General features: G+C 51.8%; 13 protein-coding genes. 2 read left to right on the top strand and 11 right to left on the bottom strand.

Going from position 1 to position 20,915, the window contains the following annotated elements; translation table 11 throughout:
* Positions 1-20 precede the first annotated feature (20 nt).
* From tssB to N3J91_04110, 11 genes are all read right to left on the bottom strand, one after another.
* A complete protein-coding gene (tssB, locus tag N3J91_04160; GenBank protein MCX8155633.1) occupies positions 21-518 on the bottom strand; it encodes a type VI secretion system contractile sheath small subunit in 498 nt (165 codons plus the stop codon).
* On the bottom strand, positions 503-790 hold the full coding sequence (locus tag N3J91_04155; protein MCX8155632.1) for a hypothetical protein: 288 nt from the start codon (positions 788-790) through the stop codon (positions 503-505). The genes tssB and N3J91_04155 overlap by 16 nt, the downstream gene beginning before the upstream one ends.
* A gap of 57 nt (positions 791-847) precedes the next feature.
* Positions 848-2,128, bottom strand: a complete 1,281-nt coding sequence (locus N3J91_04150; GenBank protein ID MCX8155631.1) for a type VI secretion system ImpA family N-terminal domain-containing protein — start codon at positions 2,126-2,128, stop codon at positions 848-850.
* 20 nt (positions 2,129-2,148) lie between these two features.
* Positions 2,149-5,436, bottom strand: a complete 3,288-nt coding sequence (locus tag N3J91_04145) for an SUMF1/EgtB/PvdO family nonheme iron enzyme (protein MCX8155630.1) — start codon at positions 5,434-5,436, stop codon at positions 2,149-2,151.
* On the bottom strand, positions 5,409-9,095 hold the full coding sequence (locus tag N3J91_04140) for a hypothetical protein (protein ID MCX8155629.1): 3,687 nt from the start codon (positions 9,093-9,095) through the stop codon (positions 5,409-5,411). The genes N3J91_04145 and N3J91_04140 overlap by 28 nt, the downstream gene beginning before the upstream one ends.
* Before the next feature lie 11 nt (positions 9,096-9,106).
* Positions 9,107-9,850: a DotU family type IV/VI secretion system protein gene (locus N3J91_04135; GenBank protein ID MCX8155628.1), complete on the bottom strand. Its 744-nt coding sequence runs from the start codon at positions 9,848-9,850 to the stop codon at positions 9,107-9,109.
* The gene (locus tag N3J91_04130; GenBank protein ID MCX8155627.1) at positions 9,847-11,259 is read right to left on the bottom strand and encodes a type VI secretion system baseplate subunit TssK; all 1,413 of its coding nucleotides are present in this window, start codon (positions 11,257-11,259) and stop codon (positions 9,847-9,849) included. The genes N3J91_04135 and N3J91_04130 overlap by 4 nt, the downstream gene beginning before the upstream one ends.
* 4 nt (positions 11,260-11,263) lie before the next feature.
* Complete coding sequence (locus N3J91_04125) at positions 11,264-12,373, bottom strand: hypothetical protein (protein ID MCX8155626.1); 1,110 nt, start codon at positions 12,371-12,373, stop codon at positions 11,264-11,266.
* Positions 12,374-12,408: 35 nt separating this feature from the next.
* Positions 12,409-14,118: a hypothetical protein gene (locus tag N3J91_04120; protein MCX8155625.1), complete on the bottom strand. Its 1,710-nt coding sequence runs from the start codon at positions 14,116-14,118 to the stop codon at positions 12,409-12,411.
* An 88-nt stretch (positions 14,119-14,206) separates the two neighbouring features.
* A complete protein-coding gene (locus N3J91_04115; GenBank protein ID MCX8155624.1) occupies positions 14,207-16,852 on the bottom strand; it encodes a filamentous hemagglutinin N-terminal domain-containing protein in 2,646 nt (881 codons plus the stop codon).
* A 449-nt stretch (positions 16,853-17,301) separates the two neighbouring features.
* Positions 17,302-17,820 carry a glutathione peroxidase gene (locus N3J91_04110; GenBank protein MCX8155623.1) on the bottom strand — a complete coding sequence of 173 codons (519 nt, stop codon included), beginning with the start codon at positions 17,818-17,820 and terminating at the stop codon, positions 17,302-17,304.
* Positions 17,821-17,981: 161 nt separating this feature from the next.
* On the opposite strand from N3J91_04110, the gene N3J91_04105 reads away from it, so the two are divergent.
* Together N3J91_04105 and N3J91_04100 are read left to right on the top strand one after the other, a co-directional pair.
* Positions 17,982-18,581: a transcriptional activator RfaH gene (locus tag N3J91_04105; GenBank protein MCX8155622.1), complete on the top strand. Its 600-nt coding sequence runs from the start codon at positions 17,982-17,984 to the stop codon at positions 18,579-18,581.
* Positions 18,578-20,911 (top strand): hypothetical protein, encoded by a 2,334-nt coding sequence (locus N3J91_04100; GenBank protein ID MCX8155621.1) that lies wholly within the window; start codon positions 18,578-18,580, stop codon positions 20,909-20,911. Before N3J91_04105 ends, N3J91_04100 begins: the two co-directional genes overlap by 4 nt.
* Positions 20,912-20,915 lie beyond the last annotated feature (4 nt).

Genomic DNA, 20,915 nt, shown 5'->3' with positions numbered 1-20,915 from the left:
TGCTGCCATAATAAGCTCGTTTATTTTCCCGAAACCGGCCTATTGAGCATGGGGCCGATTTGTGTAGCATTATCCTTTTTAGTCAGTCCTGCCACGACCTTTTTGATTCTGTGGGGAGAATTTTTAATTTCGTTAAGTGCTTGCCGCTTATCATAGATGGCCTTAAGCTCTGGTACAGCTTGAGCTATAGCGGCAGGCGAAAAGTCGTCCATCTTTTTGAATGTGAGCTCCACAGCGAGCCTTGAGTCACTTCCACCCAGTTTATTATCCACTTTGAGGCAGACCTTGGGCGCTGTTTTTTTGAGAACCGTCTCAAAATTATCTTTATCAATTTCGATAAACTTGCGTTTCTCGTCCTCTACTAGGTGAGTTTCCGATGCCTCGCCCGTCAGGTTTGCCATCACACCTAGAACGAACGGCAAATCCACCAACACCGGCCCGTTAATATCGGGCTTATACTGAATGTGAACCCGTGGTGGGCGATTTCGTTTGATGAATTCAGCTATGGTAAGTGGCATAATTTATTATGATGAAGGTTAGGTTGGCTGGTATGTGGGAAATTTTCTAGGCGCACTAGTTTGGCGGTGGCTGTTGTTTCTTTTCCAGTGTTTTCAAAGCTCATGGTACGGGACCACCAAATAAGCGTTTTCAAATCTGGCCAAGTAAAACAGGAAATCAGATTGACAAAAGTCAGCAACTTGCTCGCCAGCCCCTTCGGGGCAGGCCCTTCCCATAATGAACGCCCTCTGGCACGCTTGAGCTGCATGATTTCCTTCAGTAAAATAACCATAATCACGTCGCTTTGTCAATTAAATAGTAGACTCATCACACCCGTTATATTTACGTGTTAGGGCTGATTCTCAGGATTCTCAGCCCGTGATTTTTCTGGCCGGAGCACGCTATCAACCCTCCCCATGGCCGCCTCCCCCAGTTCCAAGTCTAGGAGAATATCCCGAAATGACATTCTCGACCACCGCCTGGCACGTGACAACAGCATTGGCAACGGGCTGGAAGGTTCCTGCTGTCGGTAATAATCACCCACAGCTTCTAAAAGGTGTTCCGCATCATGACGACTCTGAACCTTCGTGATTGATATGGACACTGTTTCCATTGAACGACTTACACGTTGGAATTCCTCCAACCTCCCAAGCGCTGTCTTTACTAATTCCGGTGGTAGTTTGCCTGCGGTATGAGCTGTATCCTTCAGACGCTTATAAACATTTTGGCTTCTTAAAAGGAGATTTGATTGCTCAAGACCGGAACCCGGCGGCGCAGGGATGAGCGCCTCCACGGCTTCCAAAACCTGGCCTAGGCGAGTATGGTATTGCTCAATCTCTGGCAATACCTTCTCCATGTTCTTTGTTAACTTAACAATCTGATCTATGTCACTCGTAGTAGCCGTTATAAAAGGGCTGAAAAAGGCTACGACCTCCTGCAATACTGATTCCAAAGGGGTGAATCGCGGCAAAAAGCGCTCCTGAACACGGTGCTTCTCCAACTGTTGTCTTATTCTCCCTAAAAGATGCAGTCCCCGGTTACATTGATTCAAGATTTGTTCCACAATTGACAAAGGTGTAGTTTGTATCACAGCTTTAATTTCATCAAGCCGCATGCGCTGTTCTTCCGGCACGGCCACCTCGTAAGCTCGATCCCCCAAGGCCAGAGACACCATATCCATGCTTATTTTCCCTATCAGAGGTAATTCACGCAAGCGGTAAACGATCTGATAAGGCTCTCCCGGTATTAAGGCTAAATTCTCCAAAATGCCGCAACGCCGTGGCTCAATCTTGCCGGCCTTCTCAGCCTCGTCAAGAATCGGATGTAGATTCTCCCAGTATCGCTCAAGCCATTCCCCCATTACCTCCAGACAGTCATTGAATCCCCCAAGGCCTTCGGTTTTCAAGGATGCCGTTGCAAGGATGATCATAACCCGAAGGTCTTTGCCTCGCGCCAGCGTGGCAAGTGCCCGTTCCCGAATTTCTTCCCAATTAGGGTCGGCACCTGCTGCGGGTGTTAGCATGGATTCCAATACGTCAAATTCAGCCTCTGGGTCATACCGGAGGTCCACCCCACACGGAGATTCTAGGCTGATTGGCTCAATTAATCCAAGTTTCTCGTTTTCCTGCATGGCAAGTGCTCGATATTGATTTATGAACTGTTTCTTTGAGCAGGAACAATCAGGACACGAAAGCCCACGTTTTTTAACCGATGTGTTCGACTCGTAGAGCGCGTGCTGAAAGGAATAACGTTGGCATTCACAGTATCGAAACCACCACCATAACAGACGGCGTTTGTTTCGTTGGCCACACACCATTCCCAGACATTCCCAATCAGATCTTGTATCCCAAGAGGATTATGATCACGCAACTCTCCTGTTTCAAGTGGGTGTTTATGCATTGTTTCGGCCTGTATAAACACCGAAAGCACATGGTTGGTGGAAGCAATAAATTTGCCCTGCTGGTATTGTGGGTAGGCTGTGTTAAACATATGCTTCCACTGTTCAACCGTTGGCAGTCTAAAAACCCATCCCTTGCGCTCCCGCCCATTATCCGTCGCTTGATTTAGAAAATCACAAAAAGAGACCGCTTCGTTAAATGTCACATTTTCAACAGGCAACTTTCCGCTCCATGACTTATTAATTTCTTTAAAGAACTCTCTGCCCGCGCTGCTGGGATTTGTCATATTCCGACTGCTAGTGTACGCCTCGTACTGGGTCTGGTTGACTTCATATTTGCCAACCCAGCCCCCTCCCCGGTGACTCTCATCCCAATCACCCCCACCGGGCAGGCCAGCAACCCACACCATCTCGAATTCGACCTGAATGCCGTTTTCAGTGTTAATCCGGAAAACCTTTTCCTTAACCAATGATGATGTCATAGGCAAAGAATTGGTATTTTGAACCACCAGCAAAATCTTGCAGACATCACCGCATGCGCCGCCATCCCCAAGAACTTTAATAGTCAACTCCACAGTATGACCACCGCTGCCAGGCAAGGCTTCCAAATCAAGAAGAGCCGCCTGTTCTTTCGTTTCGACTGCGGCGCGTACCATCCCCTTGGGCTTGGACTCAACTTGCCATTCCACATTTTTCACAATTGGAGCCTTTGTTATTTGAATATCGAAATTTCTTGACTGGCCGACCAGGAGCGCTATTTTTGCTGAACCAGGCCAGCTGATTTTCAGTGGCATGATGTTCGTAATTTGAATTGCTACGTTCCCAATCGCTGAGGTCTTATCGCCTTGATACACTACAAACGTTAACTCGTCCATGCTTGGCCCCGGAGATGTGAGATATTCTAGTTTGGCCGCACCATTGTTCATAATTCCCTCAACCGGTGCTACTTTGCCATGCTTTGGCAAACTTAATATCCGGTATTTTAATGGCACGTCGGGGTCTCCCATGCCTTGAAGAATTAAGGAATGACGATAGCCTGGATAGGCAATTACTTGTTGACTTCCTGCCACCAGGTCAACTGGCGGCTTTACTACTGTTATATAATACTTGTCTAACGTATTGGTTTGTCCATCTGATGCTCCAAGCCTCATGATTGCCCTTTGGTTACCGATGGTCTTATCAGCTGTCAACGTAATTCTCCACTGGTTCTGCAATATTTGATTAGTTCGAATGTGCAGGCCACCCATGTCAACCGATACTTCCGATAATACTACTGAATCAACTGGTGTGTCCTCATCCTCAAGTAAAACGAGAATGTTGGTGCTTCCACCAGCTTGAAGCATAATATTGGTTGTATTCACACGAATCGCTGGTGGAAGATTTGGCCTACCATCTACCTTCCCCTTATTAATACCCGGCATTTGCACCTTAGCCGCAAACTGGGTACTATTGCTATCAGTTTCTCCAGAAGTCCTTTTTATTTTCGCCTGCAATTCTGGTCGTTTGTAACCAGGCAAACATACAAACAATACTGCTAATCCGAAAAGAATAATGGAAAGAATCTTTATAATAATGTTTGGGCGTGTATTCTTATCTAAAATACAGAACAGGTCTTTAATTGATAGAATTCTCCGACTGGGAGCATTTACCTGTTGAAGTCTTGAGTGAATCGCCGACGAGGATTCTATATGAGTGTGAGTATTATCAATTACTCCTTGATTGCCTGCCACCCCGATTTTATGGAGTTGAGGGACGCCTTTCCCAACGGCAGCAAGGGGCTCGCTTGTCGGCTGATAAATAATATTGCTTTTGGGTTGGGGCTGGTCCACCTCGCCATTATTCTCCATTACATCTTTAATGGCGTTAGCAGGAATAACCCCACCATCAATGCCAGCCTTATTAACTTTTTTGTCCGACGCGCTATCAATGATGACCTCCTCTTTAACGTAGGTACATCTTACATCTCCTGAATTATACTCTGCCGCCAAAAATGGAGCAGTTGCGGTAATCGCCTGAATAACAGCAGCTCGACAATCGGGGGTTTGATTTTTACCGGCTTGTACAAAATATGGCCAAGTAGCTATGGGCGCCTTTATTGTTCGTACCTGAGGGACACTGATTTCGGAGCCTGAAAAGAGGCCGATCCAGCTGTCTTCTGGTGCGACTATTATAGTATAACCATATTCTTCGCCTATTATTTTGTCAAGTAGCGCAGCCCATATCTTAATATCCGTATCTAATGTTTGTATGCCCAGCGGCACGCGCACACCCCGCCCCGGTGTCACGCCTGCTAATCGTGCGTTTTCCCATAAATCAGCTAATACATGCTCAAGCTTTGCGCGATTAGGATCCCAATCTGACCTATTAAAAAACTGTTCCAATGTTTTTTGCTCGACACCGGTGTAAAACACCTCTTCCGGCAACGAGCGTATCATGTTATTAAACTCTGCCTGCAGTTCAGCATGTGCTTTACAAACCTCCTCCTGAGTTATAGCAACAGTGCCATATTCCTTTCGGTTTAAGGGAAAGCACCGAACTTGCGGGTTGGTTTTTAACACCCAACCATATAACGGATGCGATTCAACCTCTTCCTGCTTAACTCGTGGAATCACCGTTCGATGGAATCCTCTCAGTCGCGGTAATACTTGTTCAAATACATAGTCCCTTGGCAATCCAGAGGAATAGGCAGCAATAATCAATGGTTTTTGTGCACGACGCTCAATGGAGCCATCAATGCACGGAAATATTCCACCCACTACCAATGATTTCCGAGCAGCAATAAAATATTCCAAATTAAGGCCCCACCGGTTATCTATATTTCCAACAACCCCTGAATCCAATAGCCTGTCAACGGTCTCGAGTTCCGGGGGCCTTAAATATGATGGTATATGGTCTTCCCATGCTGGATGCTTTCCAAATAGCCCCAGCAACAATTCTCTCTTTTTTCCCGCTGCAATCCGGGTTAAATGCTCACGAATAATGTTCGATGTTGGGATTGGATGTGCCATATATGTCACCATTCCAACACGACCGGCGGCCATTCATTGGTTTTAGGTAAAGGTTTATACAGTTCGATATTTAACTTAATTTTTTGTTTTATCTTAGGCATACTATATTGAACCTCCCATACGGCACCCCCACTTCCAGGCTCGCAGTACTCAGCAAGCATTTTGAATATATTATGAGTCAGGGTATTTGTGGCCCCATTGTCTTTCTCTATTACACTGACAGTAAAACCATTTGTTATTATTATATCATCTATTTTATTGGTTAAATCGGTGCGATACTCATTTTTATCATTATTACCTATCCTAATCCAATTATATTTATAGTAGTCCAACCAACCATCTTTGATAATAGGAATATAGGTACATTCCTTTACCGTTCTAACTTTTCCTTCATCTATATCTATTATAGCATCCCGGAACCTAATCATTCTATTTATATTCGTAACCATGTGATCTCTAAGGCCACTGTGTAAAGATGCCTTCAATAACATACAAATCATTTGATTTGTAAGCCACGGTTGTATTTCTTCAAGTCCATTCCATGCTGTTGGGTTCGCCAGCAAATTACTATTATATATGGCGGTATATTTATTATTTATATGAGTTACAATATTACTTCCTAATTCCCTTCGCTTCTGTGCGATGGAATTTGTGATTTCGTCAAATATTTTGTGCCAATTACTGATTACATCCATCCTCTTTCCTGCTGAGATGTCTTTATCTATATTTATTAACTCCGTTGCTATATTTGTTATATTGTTTAATGTCATAATATTTCTATTGGTTAATAACTGTCTAGCTGCCCGGCAGTATTCATCCACCACCATGTTGAACAAATTGGTATTATAATAGCGGGATATATACACCACCAGTTCGTTTACGTTGTTGCTTAAAGGTCCTGAATATTGGCTAGAATATGTCGCCAAGATGTTTACGTGATTCGAGGCCTTTTGCAGTAAAGGTTGCCATTCCTTGCCTACCAAATCGCGATATTCAAGACCTGACGGAACCGGAGATTGACTGGCACCCATTACAACTTTGTATAATTCAAACCTGCGATAATATGACCGGTTCGTCAGAATATTGCTATCCAAGGCGTAATTTGTTGTGCGCTCCAAAAATTCCTTATCCATTATTTCGGCTCGCCTTTTAATATCCTGGAGAGCTTGCGCCACTTTTTGAGTGATCTCATTTCCGATGGGCATACTATCTCCAGCGGCTTTTATTGGCTTCAACAACTTATTCAAGTCTTCACTGGTCTTTAAGAATGCATTACTACTTATACTTTCATACGCCATATTCAGGGCTTGGTCGGAATATTTAGCCGCCTCATTATTATCCAGATTTGAGAAGCAATTGCTCAAGGATAGCCATGCTAAATTTATTGTAGAATAATCCCCCGTTCCTACCGAACTCAGATATCCAGTTTCATTAGTGGCATATGCAATAAGCATATTTTGAAGAGTCTTTAACCGATGAAGATTGGTCGTTGCTGCACTTAAATTATTAGTCACATTGTTCAGCAATAACCGCAACCCATTATTAATGGATGGGTAATCCGCCAGATTAGTTGCTCCTTTTGCTAATCCTTTTGGAGGCCAGTGCCACTCCGCGCCCGTGCGTGGCGGCCTGCCTCCATAAACCCCATTCCAAACCCGTACTATATTGCTACTGACCGGGTTGGTTATCGCCAAGTAATAATTAAAGGCATTAATATATTCAGATCCGTTCGTGACGTGTGCAGAATATTGGCCATATTTTTCCAAATCGAGCAAAGCGGTCAAGGCCCGTGTGAGGCTGGATGTCCAATCATGGGGAGAGATTTCAATAACGGCCCCGGGATCAGATTCCATCTTTTTGCGAACGCCAATCACTAGTGGAAATACGAGACTGCGCTCAAATATTATTCGCTGTGCATTTCTACGGTCTTCGGAAAAATCATCAACAAACCAATGAGCCAATTTGAATACTGGAGGAATCTTTAAGTTTGTCGTACTAATATCGAATATTTTTACGTGGTAGTCTTCCAACGAAGTTCCAATTTCTTTAATAATATCGGCCCCAGCATAACGATATTGTTGCCCACCCGGTGACTGTACTATGATGGGAGGCCAGTAACTGCTTGTTGCCCAGTTGGCGCCTACATTCCAATAATCGCGTTCAGTTCCCAAGGTATACTTAAATTGTTTTTGGGCATGCCAGGCGATGCCGAGCAGCAGGAGTAGCGCTCCAACGCTAATGGACATGGCCGCAATCAGGCGGTTACGTTTAAGGCGCTTAATATTTGAAGCATCTGTCACCAGCAAGCGTTCCGGAAATATTTTGCGGGTGAACAAATGCTGGATAAAATAGGCACGGTTTCCTGCTTCGTTTTGGTCCACGTCACCCGTGGCCTTGGCATAGCGGATTCGCAATTCGTCCAAACTTACATTTAGGCTGCGGGCAAGCACCACGTCAAACACCGTATTTTGGCGTAATGCTGAGGTGAAGTAGAATCCACGAAAGAATACCGGCTTTTCTGAAATATCCTCCATCTCCAATAATTTATTTAGATACTCACGCAGTTTAGGAGCCAGATCTCGTAAGGCCTGGGGCAATGCAAAGATCGCATCATAATCATGCGCCCCGCGCACGCCATTGATAGGGTTTGCCGGATTTCGAAACCAACTTACCAGGCGAGTATGAACCCTTTCCGCTACTCCTTCCACCCATTTGTCAACGTCATTCTCGTCCACCTGCTTGTCCAAATCTTCGTTCTCCGGGTGATACGACCAACCGAATATCTGGTCCTCCAGCCGATCCTCAGGTGGTGCGGCACTGTGGTTTGACTCAGTATAAAGCCGTTGAGTAAACTCCCGGAATCCCACCATTAAATCACACTTGGATACAATCAAGTACAGAGGAAAACGGATTCCCAATTCGTCACGCAACTCATTGATACGCTTCCCAATCAGACCGGCATTGATTCGAATTTGTTCCAAGGAGGAGGAAGCAAGGTAATCGACCGGGACAAAAAGCAAGAGGCCGTTGATCGGCACACGAGGGTGAGCCTTTTTAAGTTTCCGGAGAAAATCACTCCATGTTTCCGATTTAAGTGAGTCCTCAGGATCGGCACCCCCTTTGGCTCCTCCCTCACTATCCATGGAGGACTTTTGCGTGCCGTGTCCCATCAACAGCGCTCCGGCTGTGTCCAATATCACAGCATACTTACTTTTGCCAAATTTGGCAAAAAGGAAATTCATTCCTTTCGTACCGCCATCACCTCTAAAGCCAAGCTCTTTTGAGCCATCCTGTTCTTCTCGCCATGGATTAAGCTGCTCTACCAAAACGCCGCTGTTGGCCAGCAGCATGGTCTTGCCCGAGGCCGGCATTCCAATTACCAGGTACCATGGCAATTCACCCCCGCGATGAAAGTCGAGCTGTTTCTTGCCAATGGTTTTTAACCCCTCCCTGAGTTTTTCCCAAATAACACCTATTAATTCCTCATCAATCTTCGCCTTGCGACGGAGGCGAGCGCGGCAATAAATCCAATATGCTCCAAAAATTAACAGTCCTAGTAATAAGACGATACCAAGCGCCAATAATGCCGTCTTCCATCCCCACCACGCCGCCGCCCCCACCGGCACAGTTACACCGATGGCACCAAGTGCCCACCTTGCCGGTTCAGGTATGCTTGTGGTTTTATCTGCCATGATCCTGAAAGTCACCGCTGCGATTGGAGGATTAATTTCAAGGCACCCCGTATCTCATCGGATGACTTGTAATATACCAAGGTGTAACAAGCCAAGATAACCAGACTGAGGAAAACAAAAGAGGCCACATAAAAGGCATAACGGGTTGCCTCCGGCGGAGGCAATGCTCGAGTATCGCAATAATATGCCTCGCAAGGAGGTCCCTCGCATATTTTCTTGCCGACATCGTGGAGCCAGTATTGGCCAAACCGGCTTTGTTTGAGTCGGCCTTCAAGGCCAGTTAGGCGGCGATTGATTTGTTGGTCTTGGTCGGGCATTCCCCGGAATCGCCCACAATATCCCATCCCCAAACAGGCATAATAAACCGCCATCAATTCCGGTGCGTCAGGATCATTGGAATTTAGCAAGTTGTCCAAGCGCTCAATAAACGCCTCGTCACCCACGAGGTTCTGCGGAGGTTGATCCAAATAGGTCCATTCAAATGCAATGGGGCGCCATTCGCCCATAAAGTTGTTTGATGAATCTCGCGGCAGGGCTAATATCATCCCGTCAGAAAACCACACCAGTGGGGCTTCAATCTTGTTCCAGAGACGAGCTAAAACAGAATCTCTATCCGCTTTCCCGCGTAAAGCGAGGATGGTGTCCACGAGATTGGCCCGGACGATGTCAGCCTTAACCGGCTGGCCGATTGCTACCGCCCGGTAAACTTCTGCAATCCGTGCAAACAGCGGCTCACAATGGCGGTATAAAATCATAAACCTTCGTTGCCAACAGGCACCGTCATCACTAGTTTGAAGCGGGTTTCGCCCATGTTGAACTTCGTCGGGTTGTATAGCAGGATAAGTTCCCGCTCTTTGCGTACCAGCTCCCATTCCGCCTGGTTCCGACTGATGTCCAGTCGAAAGTAGCTCAAATCGTTTCTAAATGGTAATGCCGGTGTGTATCTTTGCGTCTCCAACGGGATTCCACCCACCAGCTTGTTTCGGGAACTTCCGGCCATGACTTTGAATAGCGCGGGATTCAAAACAAAATTTGCCAGAGCCGTGGTCTCCAAGTTCGATTCCAATGCCAGGTACCAGCCATTCGGCTTAGCGATATGTTCTGGATGCAGGGAAACGCTCAAAACGCGCAATCCCATGGCTTTTCCGGCGTCGCTGAATGTCAGCTCCATGCACGTGTCCCGGCTCAACGGAAGCATGGCTCGGATGGCGTCATTGAGCTCCCGAAAAGCCGGGTAAGGGTCTTCATGGCGGTAAGAAACTTTCAGGAATTCCAGCCAGTCCCGGTCAAGATTAAAAACCGCCATTTCTGCCATCAGTTCAGCCAGCTCAAGATAGCACTCGTAAGGATGAATTAAAGCCAGCAAATGACCGCCAAGGCGGCGGTCTTCGTAGAGCCAAGCACGAAACTTGGCACCAAGCCGGTTCAACGTCTGAAAGCGCATCAAACGTTCACTCTTCTCCGCGGCCGGCACCTCCCGAGCCACAATTACTTCATATAAGTGCTTGCGCGTCGCCAAGATTTGCTCCATCAAATCCTCCACCAGCCGGTACAAGTTCATCGAGCCACGCATCTGCACACAGGGAGGGGCGTAATGCAGGTCTTCCATTGGCCAACCTTGGATGGGGTCTCGCGCGATGCGGCAAAGGGGAAGCACCTCCCAATTATCCATGTTCTCCCCTTCGATAAACAAGCGCCCGCGAATCTTTAACATTTCTATGGGCTGAACGGATTTCCCATCGTTTTCATCAGCAAATGTGTCACTGCGAACCTTGTACCTTATGCTGCTGCGGGAATCCACTTCCTCCTTTTCGCCCACGGTGTTCTGTGCGTCTGCATGCCAGTGGGGCACACCGAGGTAAACCAGTAAACCTTGCTCACTCCTTGCAAACTCAGCGGCGATATCGCGCTCCGCCGGATCCATCTCCAAGTTGCCCGGGTAATGTACCTCCAGGCCGCTGCGCAAAATAGCCTTCAGTCGCTCCATTCGCAGTTTTCGGTCTCGTAAATGATCATAAGAAATTGAAGCTTCAATGACACCATAGGGATGCAAGTGGCCCCTCAGCCTTAAATCATTCATCCCCTCCACCACCATACGCTGTTGAATCTGCAAGTGGTGCTGTTGCAAAAACAAACCCTCCCGCCAGTGAATGATCTGTCGCATGGGGTTATGCTTGCGAGGTTGAGTTAATCTTGGTCAACCAATGATTGACCAACTCGGCTATTCTCGCCTGCACTTGGGGCGAGTTGCCTTGTCTTTGGAGGTATTCGGAAACACAGACTTTGAACATGTTGTGTGTTGCGCCAAGGTTACCCAGCTCCTCCTCGTAAATTTCCGTGTACTTGCTCCAATTGGCAGCCGCCTGTTGAAACATGCTCCGTCCCGCCGCCTCTTCAATAACCTCTGGACGCAATTTTGCGGCCAACTTCTTGACCAAGCATTTATCCGGCAGGAGGTCATCGCTTGCCCCATAGTGCAGCATTGAAAGCAAAATAAGCATGCAGCGTTTGAATGAATCTCGACAATCGCTGCCAGAATCCCCCTCTTCAACCCCCTTAAGGGCCTCAGCCAGACCTTCCACCCCTGGCATGGGCAAATGATTCACATATTGCTTCCACAGCTCCCGCAAATAGATGTCCAACCAGATGGCAAAGGAAACACTTAAACGATATGCCGTTGGTATCCCTGTAGATGGGGTAGCAGGACGGTCCAAGAAACCGGCTGCCTCCAATTGCTGACAAAGTTTTTTTCTTCGGTTAGCATCGATCAGACCTTGATTCTTCCACGTTACAAGCTGATTAACCAAGGATTCAGGGTCCTGAGGCACCCGGCTGAGCAATCCCTGCTTCTCCAGTTCGGCGGCCATCTGGCGGCATTTGGCTGCCTCGACTCGTTTTTCTTGCAACAGTAGCAAGGCTTCATCCACCACGGAGCTGGGATCAGTTCGAACACGGTTGCCCATCCCCAGTTTCTCCAGTACAGCGGCGATTCGCTGACAATTGGATGAGCTCATCTGGCCCCTTTCCATCATCTCAACAACAGCTTCCACGCCGGCAGAAGCATGGGAAGTAAAAGTTGTTGCCGCAGGCTGCCGCGGCTCAAAATCTGTCTCAGACCAGACGGGAAACTCCTCCAACAAAGCTAACAGGTAGGGACGCCTGGCGTCCGCTGATAATCCCTCAAGTGAGCTTAAAATAAGTTCCTGTACCGCCTGTTGTCGCTCTCCTTCCGGCAAGCCGACCCATTGTGGGAACACTTGCCTGAGATAAAGGCTCATGGCAGCTGCCCATGATGTTTCTTTTGTGTAGGTGATCAAAACAGGAGTCGAGCGGTTAAATGAAAGCCGTAATCTTGGTCAGAAATCTCCACACGCCTTCGTATTTCATCATCAATTTTCAACTGGTAACCGGCCTCAAATCGAAGTTCAAAATTGCGATGTAAATTCATGCGCAAGCCCCCACCCACAGATTGCATGGTCACATGCGGATCTTGATCCGTCACTTGAGGCTTATTGATGGATGTCTCACCATGGTCAAAAAAGGCATAGACCTGCAACCCGTCCACTCTGTTTTTGCCCAATGGGCTTGACCGCCGAAAAACTGGTGAGCGCAACTCCGTTCGGATGAAATAACCCGTATCACCAATCGCATAACGCTCGTCATAACCGCGCACGGTGGCGTAACCGCCTACACCGAACATTTCGCTATAGGTCAACCGTTGCGGCGTGTACTGGTAAACCCCATGCGCCGCCAGCGAAAAACCGGCCGGTAGTTTGAATACCCGCTCCGCTTCCAGTTGCCCATAGACATAATCCGCAGAGCTCCCCCCCCGAGCAGCATCATAATCCCCATCCGTGTTGCGATGAACCAATCCCCCCGGACTGTACCACGCTTCAACGCCCAGGGTGGTCTGGCCCAGCGAATCAGGCAGTACACCTCGATAGCCAAAAGCAAACTGACCCACACCTATTGGCGTCGAAGGCAAGGGGGCGCTGGAGAAGAGCAGCGAACTGTCCAACCTGCGAAAATCGAACCCAACACTTAACTCGTGGCGATAATTACCCAACTTGGGCATGGATGCATTATATCGGGCAGAAAGCTGGTAATAGCTGCCTTTCGAATAAATCGCTGGACTTCCCAACGCCGCCCAATCCGGTTCAAACGAGGCATAACATCCCAGCAAACTAAGCCTGTGCCCCCAAGGCAGGGAAACCAAGTACGTCAAGACATGTGATTCAAAAAGATCAAGCTCAACATCAGTGGTGTAACGATAGTCCAAGCTGTGATCCAGCAAGAAGGGGTAAGCCCAAGTGATCCCCGCATTCAGCCGGTCCTTTCCCAAAGCTTTGGTTCCATAATTGTCATACCCTAAATAAGGTCGCAGGGGAAAACGATCACGCACCTCCACCTGCACATCGGCGTAACCCAGATTCCCCTGGGTGAGTTTGTTCGTCACTTCCAGAAAATCCGAGGCCGCACTGAGTTTCAGCGTCACATCCCTAAAATCCGGCTGCTGGCTTAGGCGCTCGAGGCGCTCCACTAGTTGTGGATAACTCAAATTTTCCCCCTCCCGTAGACCCAGCCGCCGCAAAATGAACTGGTCACTATACCATTTCTTGCCCTCGTTCTTGACCGTAACCTTGCCCACCTTGCCTAGCACCACGGCCATTTGCACCGTGCCATTAACGATGCGTTGATCATCCGGATAATACACATCCACCACCCGGTAACCCTTGCTGGCACAGTATTTAATCACTTTGACCTGCAGCTCCCTCAGGCTGGTTTCGGAAAGCTCTTTGTTCAAGTACGGGGTTATCAAAGATCGGAATTCATTGTTATCCAAAAAGGCCGGCCCACGAATCTGAAGTCCGGTGACATTACTGACCCCCAACCGATTGATCATTTGCGGATCCGGAACAATCACCAGACCGCGAAGACTTGCCACGATGGACGGTTCCTGGGTGGTCTGCCCACAGGCCATCATGACGCCGGCCATTAACAAAGCCGCAATGTGGATCATCATTTTCCGCATGGCTGTTGGTCCCTTTCCTGTTTAATTATTTTCCATCGGTTCTGCCAAGTTATGCCATCTTTTACTTTAGCGGCCCGGTTTAAGGCTTCTTATTGGTCTGCCTGCGCGGCTCCTTGACGGTTTTCTTTTCACGGCTTTTCTCAGGCCTCGGCTGCTCCGCCGCCAATTGTTCCTGGGCCAACACCCATGAACTACGCGTGGTAATGCCAGGCGGTGGTTGAACATTGGGATCGGAATCAATGGCCAACAAGGGCGGTTTGATTGGAAGTACCAGTCTGGGTGCCCCAAACATTGCGATGTTCTCCACCACTTTGCCACCCGTAAATGCTTTTATATTGTAATCGTATACTTTTGTCCCAGATAAGATGAGGTAATGACCCTGAAACATTCCAGCAGCAAAGTTTTGAGCAGCATTTATGATATTATTCTCCAAGTTCAAGCGTATAGAATATTCGACAAGATAATTGTCACTGAACACCACCAAATTATTGACAGTCATAGGTTCATTTTGAGATATCATTCCTCCATTCACATTCTTATAATATGCTTTTAGAATTAAAGTATGCTGTTCGCCATCCACTTTATTAAGATGTAAATTTCCCCCATTCGCCACCAACATAGTGTCCTTCCCCAACCTCACCACCCCCTTGTAGGTCTGATCCCCCGTCGTGCTCACCGCTCCCCCGTTCAACGTCGCCCCCTTCCCCACCGCCAGCGACGTCAGCTTCGTCACCCCCCCCACCGCGCCCCCCAGCGTCGCCGCCCCGTCCACCGTCAGCGCATAGCCCCCGTCCACCGTCGAGTTCAATGCCACCGAAGCCCCCCTCAACGTCGTGTCCGCCCCCAAGCTCACCGCCCCCGCGTACGTCTGGCTGCCGTCCTGCCCGTTGCCCGCCGCCGTCGTCACCAACCCCCCATGCAACTGGATCGTCCCATCATTGGCCACCACCCGGTTCGCCCCCACCGTCCCGTTCACCCGCAGCGTCCCCGCCGCATCGCTCGTCAGCACCTTCACCCCGCTCACGTTCCCCCCCAACGTCGTCGTCCCGCTCCCCGCCAGCGTCAAATCGTTATTGTTCCCCGCCACCGTCGAGTTCAACGCCAGGTTCACCCCGCTCAACGTCGTGTCCCCTTCCAGCGTCACCGGATTGTTTAATGTCAAACTCCCCGCAACGCTCACCTGGCCCTGCACCCGGGCAACCCCCTGGTTCTCCGTCGTCAGATTCCGCAAATTGCTGTATGTCCCCCCGTTCAAAACATTCCCGTTAATCACCTGTCCCCCGCTAAATCCCAACGTCAGATTGTAATTGTTCCCCGCCACCGTCGAATTGAACGCCAGGTTTGCCCCCCTCAACGTCGTGTCCGCCCCCAGGCTCACCGCCCCCTTGTAGGTCTGATCCCCCGTCGTGCTCACCGCTCCCCCGTTCAACGTCGCCCCCTTCTCCAACGTCAGCGACGTCAGCTTCGTCACACCCCCCACCGCGCCCCCCAGCGTCGCCGCCCCGTCCACCGTCAGCGCATAGCCCCCGTCCACCGTCGAGCTCAATGCCACCGAAGCCCCCCTCAACGTCGTGTCGGCACCCAGATTGACTGCTCCGTCCAAGGTTAACTTGCCATCGAGACTGATGCTGTTCTTAAGATTGATAGTTGGAGCTTTCAAAGTCAGTTCGCCCCCTTTGAAAGTCGGGTTGACAAGCGGACTCACCAGAATGCCACTTGAAGCGTCAAACGTGGCAGTACCGGCCTTGGCTTGGCCTGAGACGTCCACCACCACAGAGCTTCCCGACAGTTCAACCTCTTTGGCAGAGACCACCACTTTACCGCCCTGACCGTCCGCTCCGCTGCCGGCGGCATTCAAACCTCCTGAATTGACCACCTTTCCATCTGTAGCACGCAAATAAATCTCGCCGCCTTCGTTAACCAGTTTCGTGGCCCGGATCGCACCTCCGTTATTAATTGCCAAGCCCAGGACGTTTCCCCCTGCGGCTTTAAGTTCGGCAATGGCGGCATTGATCTGTCCTTGATTATCCACTCCAGTTTTCGCGGAAGTTTCATCCACGCCCGTGACCACACTGATGCGCTCGGAATCGGCGGCCCGCAACTCGATCCGGCTGCCCGTCGCCAGACGCGCACCATTTTTCGCGGTGATGTTACCGCTGTTTTCCACCCGGTGGGAGAAAAGCACCACTTCGTCGGCCATGATGGAGCCCTGCACTTTTATTCCCTTATCGTTTTCTGGGGTGGGAGCCTGCCCGAAGATCAGCGTGGAACTCCCGGCCTGGAAATCAGCATCCGCAACGTTAAGCGTTGATCCATAAAAGGCACCCGCGTTGATCGCGCCTCCCGGCCCAACCACAATGCCATTGCGATTAATCAGATAGATATGACCGGCCACGGTTGCCCCGTCAGCGGCCAGTACCGATTTCAACGCCCCATTGATCAACGAAACCTGCGCCCCGCTGACGCGATTGAGGACGGCCGCATCTTGCTGCAAGACCTTGAAGAGCACCGAATAGTCAGCGCCAATACTGAATGAATCCCAATTGTAAATCGAGCGCACCGTACCCGGCGTCACGGTCATCGATTTGCCGTCAGGCGCTGTCTGGATGGTAGGATCTCCAGGGGTCCCAGGAACAGGTAACGGAGGCGTTTGCGCGTGGGAGGTCAAAGCGAGGCTGGCCAGGAGGTAAACCGACACAAGTCCACCACTCCGCATTGCTTTCATGATGTTGTGTATTTACGGGTTTATCTTGAATAGAATGCTCATCGAGAGGGGGGTGTTAATCAAAACCTTTTTTTTCACATAGCGTGTATCTGCCCGCGCGTGCGTCAGACCGACCCACGAATATTTTTGTTGTGGCGCAGGAAAACAGAACAGAGGGAAATTACTGATTTAATCGAAACCAAATAAAGAAGCTGCCATCCAGCGTCACGACGCGAGGACCGAATGAATACTAAACCGTTTGTTTTTAAAGGGCGAATGATTGGCCCGTTTACTTTCCCATTGTGACTTTGAAAGTGGAGAGTGCCTTCCCGGGGAGGGCACATACCTTCTGCCAACTAACCACTGTGTGGTTCGCTCACCAGCTTCTCCAGAAAATGGCAGATTACAGCCAGTATGGCCGGTTGATTCTCCGTGCAGCTGGTTCCGGCTCCCCGGGCTAGGGGAGTATTTTATTTCTTCAATGCGGCTTCGATGGCCTGGGTCACCTTTTCGCCGTCGGGTTCATCGCCAGACTCAAAGCGCGCCAGGATCCGGCCATCGCGTCCGAGGAGGAATTTGTTGAAGTTCCATTTGATGGGGCCGGGGAAGGGGGAAGTCTTGCCGGTCAGCCAGGCATACAGCGGATGTTGGCCGGGGCCGGGTTTGACCTGAATTTTGTCAAACAAGGGAAAGGTGACGTCATATTTCGTGGTGCAGAATTGTTTGATTTCGGCGGGCGTGCCCGGCTCCTGGCCGCCGAAGTCGTTGCTCGGAAAGCCGAGAACCACCAGGCCGCGGTCTTTGTATTTGCGATAGGTGGCCTCCAGGGGTTTGTATTGCCGGGTATAGCCGCAGCGGGAGGCCACATTGACGATCAGCAGCACCTTGCCTTCGTAGGCCTTCAAGCTGGTTTCTTTGCCCTCAATATCTTTGAGGGGAATATCGTAGGGCGCGGCGGCCAGGGCCAGGTGGGCGCCCAGCAAGGCCATCGTTGCGCTGAGAAGCCATATTTTCATCGCTGCAAGCTAGCCCCGTTTCTGCAAGCGTCAACTGGCAATCGCCCGCCGCCGCCCGGGCGTGCAGGCGATTTCCGCCGCCAGGCGGGGCCGCCGGCATTGACAAGCGGAGGAGGCTTGCGCACCTTGATAAGGTGTATAGTGAATCGTTGACACCGCAGGCCGGCGCGCCGGGGGCCGCATCGCCTTTGCCCGGGGGGCGCCACTGGTTCTGCATCAAGGCCAAACCCAAGCATGAGCACATCGCGGCCGCGCACCTGCATTTGTGCCCGGAGGCGGAGGTGTTCTTTCCGCGCATCCGGTTTCAACGGCCGTTCAAGGGCAAAAAGATTCAGGTCACCGAGCCGTTGTTTCCGGGTTATCTGTTTGCCCGGTTTGAGCTGTCGCGGCATTTGCTGCAAGTGCGGTACGCCGCCGGCGTGCAAACCATTGTGCATTTCGGCACGCACATCCCCATGGTGCCCGATGAAACCATGGCGTCCTTGATGGCCGAGTTCGGGGCCGAGGAGGTGCGCGAAGTCAACGCCGAGCCGGAAGCGGGGGACACGGTGGAAATTGTGATGGGCGCTTTCGCGGGGTTGAAAGGGTTGGTGACGCGGGTCATTCCCGCCCGGCAGCGCGTGGCGGTGCTGCTGGAGTTTCTGGGACGGCAGTTGACCGTGGAAATCCCCGTGGAATTGTTGCTCAAAAAGCGCCCGCCCCGGCATTTGGTGGCCGGCCGTTTTAACGCATGAAAAGCACACGTTACGGGCGGGCGGCATGGCTGGGCGCGTGGCTGGCGGGGATGCTCTCGCTCCCGGCAGCGACGTTCACCGTCACGCATACCAACGACAGCGGCCCGGGGTCCCTGCGTCAAGCCATGACGGACGCCAACAACCAGCCTGGCCCGCACCAGATTGGGTTTGCCATTCCAGGCGCAGGGCCGCATCGCCTGGCGCCGCTCAGCCCGCTGCCGCAAATCAATGAAACCCTGACGCTGGATGGCACCACGCAACCCGGTTACACCGGGCAGCCCCTCATTGTGCTGGACGGGGTGCAGGCCGGCAACGCCTACGGCCTGCTTGTGCTGGCGGATGATTGCGTAATCCGCGGGCTGGTGATCCACCGCTTCAGCCGCGACGGCATACGGCTGGAAAATGTCTCCCGCTGTGTGATTCAGGGAAATTATATCGGCACGGATGCCACGGGCACGGTGGCCGCCGGCATGGGGGAAAATGGCATCGGGATCTCGGGCGGCAGCGGCCATCTCATCGGCGGTTTGACGCCCGCAGAGCGCAACCTCATTTCCGCCTGCACGGAAAACGGGATCATCCTCTCCGGGGCGGTGGGCGGACGGCATCGCCTCCGGGGCAATTATATTGGCACAGACGTGACGGGCATGGCGGCGCTGGGCAACAGGCAGTCCGGGGTGGTCCTGGCAGCTTCCACGCAAAATGAAATCGGCGGCCTGGAGGCAGGCGCGGGCAACCTGATCTCCGGCAATCAACAAAGCGGTGTGTACCTGCTCGGCCCCGGAGCCGATGCCAACCTCCTGTGGGGCAACCGCATCGGCGTCAATGCCACCGGCACGGCCAGGCTGCCCAACCGGCAGGATGGCGTGACGCTGTTTCAGGCGGCGGGCAATGTCCTTGGCGATTGCCGGCCGGCGGGCGCCAACCTTATCGCAGGCAACCAGGAGGCCGGCATCTACGTGGGCGGCAGTGGCAGCGTGAGCAATGTGATCACCGGCAACCGCATCGGCGTCAATGCCGCGGGCACGGCGGCCCTCAGCAACCAATGGGGTGTGGCCATCGAAAACGCGCCCCGCAACATCATTGGCGGCAGCACCCCCGGCGCGGGCAATCTCATCTCCGGCAATCTGGTGGCGGGCATCACCGTCCAAGGGTTGACGGCGGCGCAAAACCGGGTGGAGGGCAATCTCATTGGCACCGATGCCACCGGCCGCAGCGCGGTGCCCAACAATGGCCCGGGCATTTTCCTGAACGCGCCCTCCAACTCCATCGGCGGCGCCCGGCTCGGCGCGGGCAATGTCATCAGCGGCAATCAGACGGTGGGCATCTCGCTGATCAATCCCTTGAGTGCGGGCAATGTGATCCAGGGCAATTTCATCGGCCTGGCGGTGGACGGCCTCACCCCGCTGGGCAACCAGTTTCATGGCATCGAAATTCAACTGGACGCCAGTTACAACCGCATCGGCGGCACCGGCCCGGGCGAGGGCAACCGCATCGGCTACGCCCGGATGGCCGATTACGACGGCGTGCGCATCCATGATTACGGCGTGGGCAACGTCATCCGCGGCAACGCCATCTTTGGCCAGTCTGGTCTGCCCATTGATTTGGGGCCAAACGGGCCGACGCCCAACGATGCCGGCGATGGCGATGACGGCCCCAATCTCCTGCAAAATTACCCCGTCCTCACCCTCGCCACCGGACGATTTGCCCTGGTCCTCAGCGGGCAACTGGCCTCGCGCCCCGGGCAGAGTTACACCCTGGACTTTTATCTCACCACCGCCTCCAACCAGTTCTGGCTGGGCGAGGCGTCCGTCGTCACCGATGCCGCCGGCCTGGCGCCGTTCACAGTGAGATTCACCAACACCTGGGCCGCCACGGGCACCGTGTCCGCCACCGCCACCGATGCCGCCGGCAACACCTCGGAATACTCGCCGGGCATCACCCTGGCCGCGCCGCCCTGGGTGGACAGCGACGGCGACGGCCTGCCAGATGATTATGAGCTGGCGTTTGGCTTGAATCCACTCAGCGCGGCTGATGCGTTGCAGGACGCCGACGGCGATGGCGCCTCCAACCGGCAGGAATTCCTTGCGGGCACGCATCCCCGCCGGGCCGCCAGCGGCGTGCGCTTTACGGCGCTGTATGCCAGCCCCTGCGGCGGGAGGATCCTGGAATGGAGCAGCGGAAACAATGGGCTGTGGGTGCTGGAAGGCGCGGCCCAGGTCAATGGCCCCTGGCAGACGCTGCTCCCTGCGGCGCCGGCCCTGGGACTGCCCATGCGGTGGGTGGACACCGCTCCCAGCGAGCGCCGCTTCTTCCGCCTGCGCCTGCCTTGAACGT

It is taken from the genome of Verrucomicrobiia bacterium (assembly GCA_026414565.1).
Classification (GTDB): Bacteria; Verrucomicrobiota; Verrucomicrobiia; order Limisphaerales; family Fontisphaeraceae; genus Fontisphaera.
This window is presented reverse-complemented; position numbering and strand designations above follow the sequence as displayed.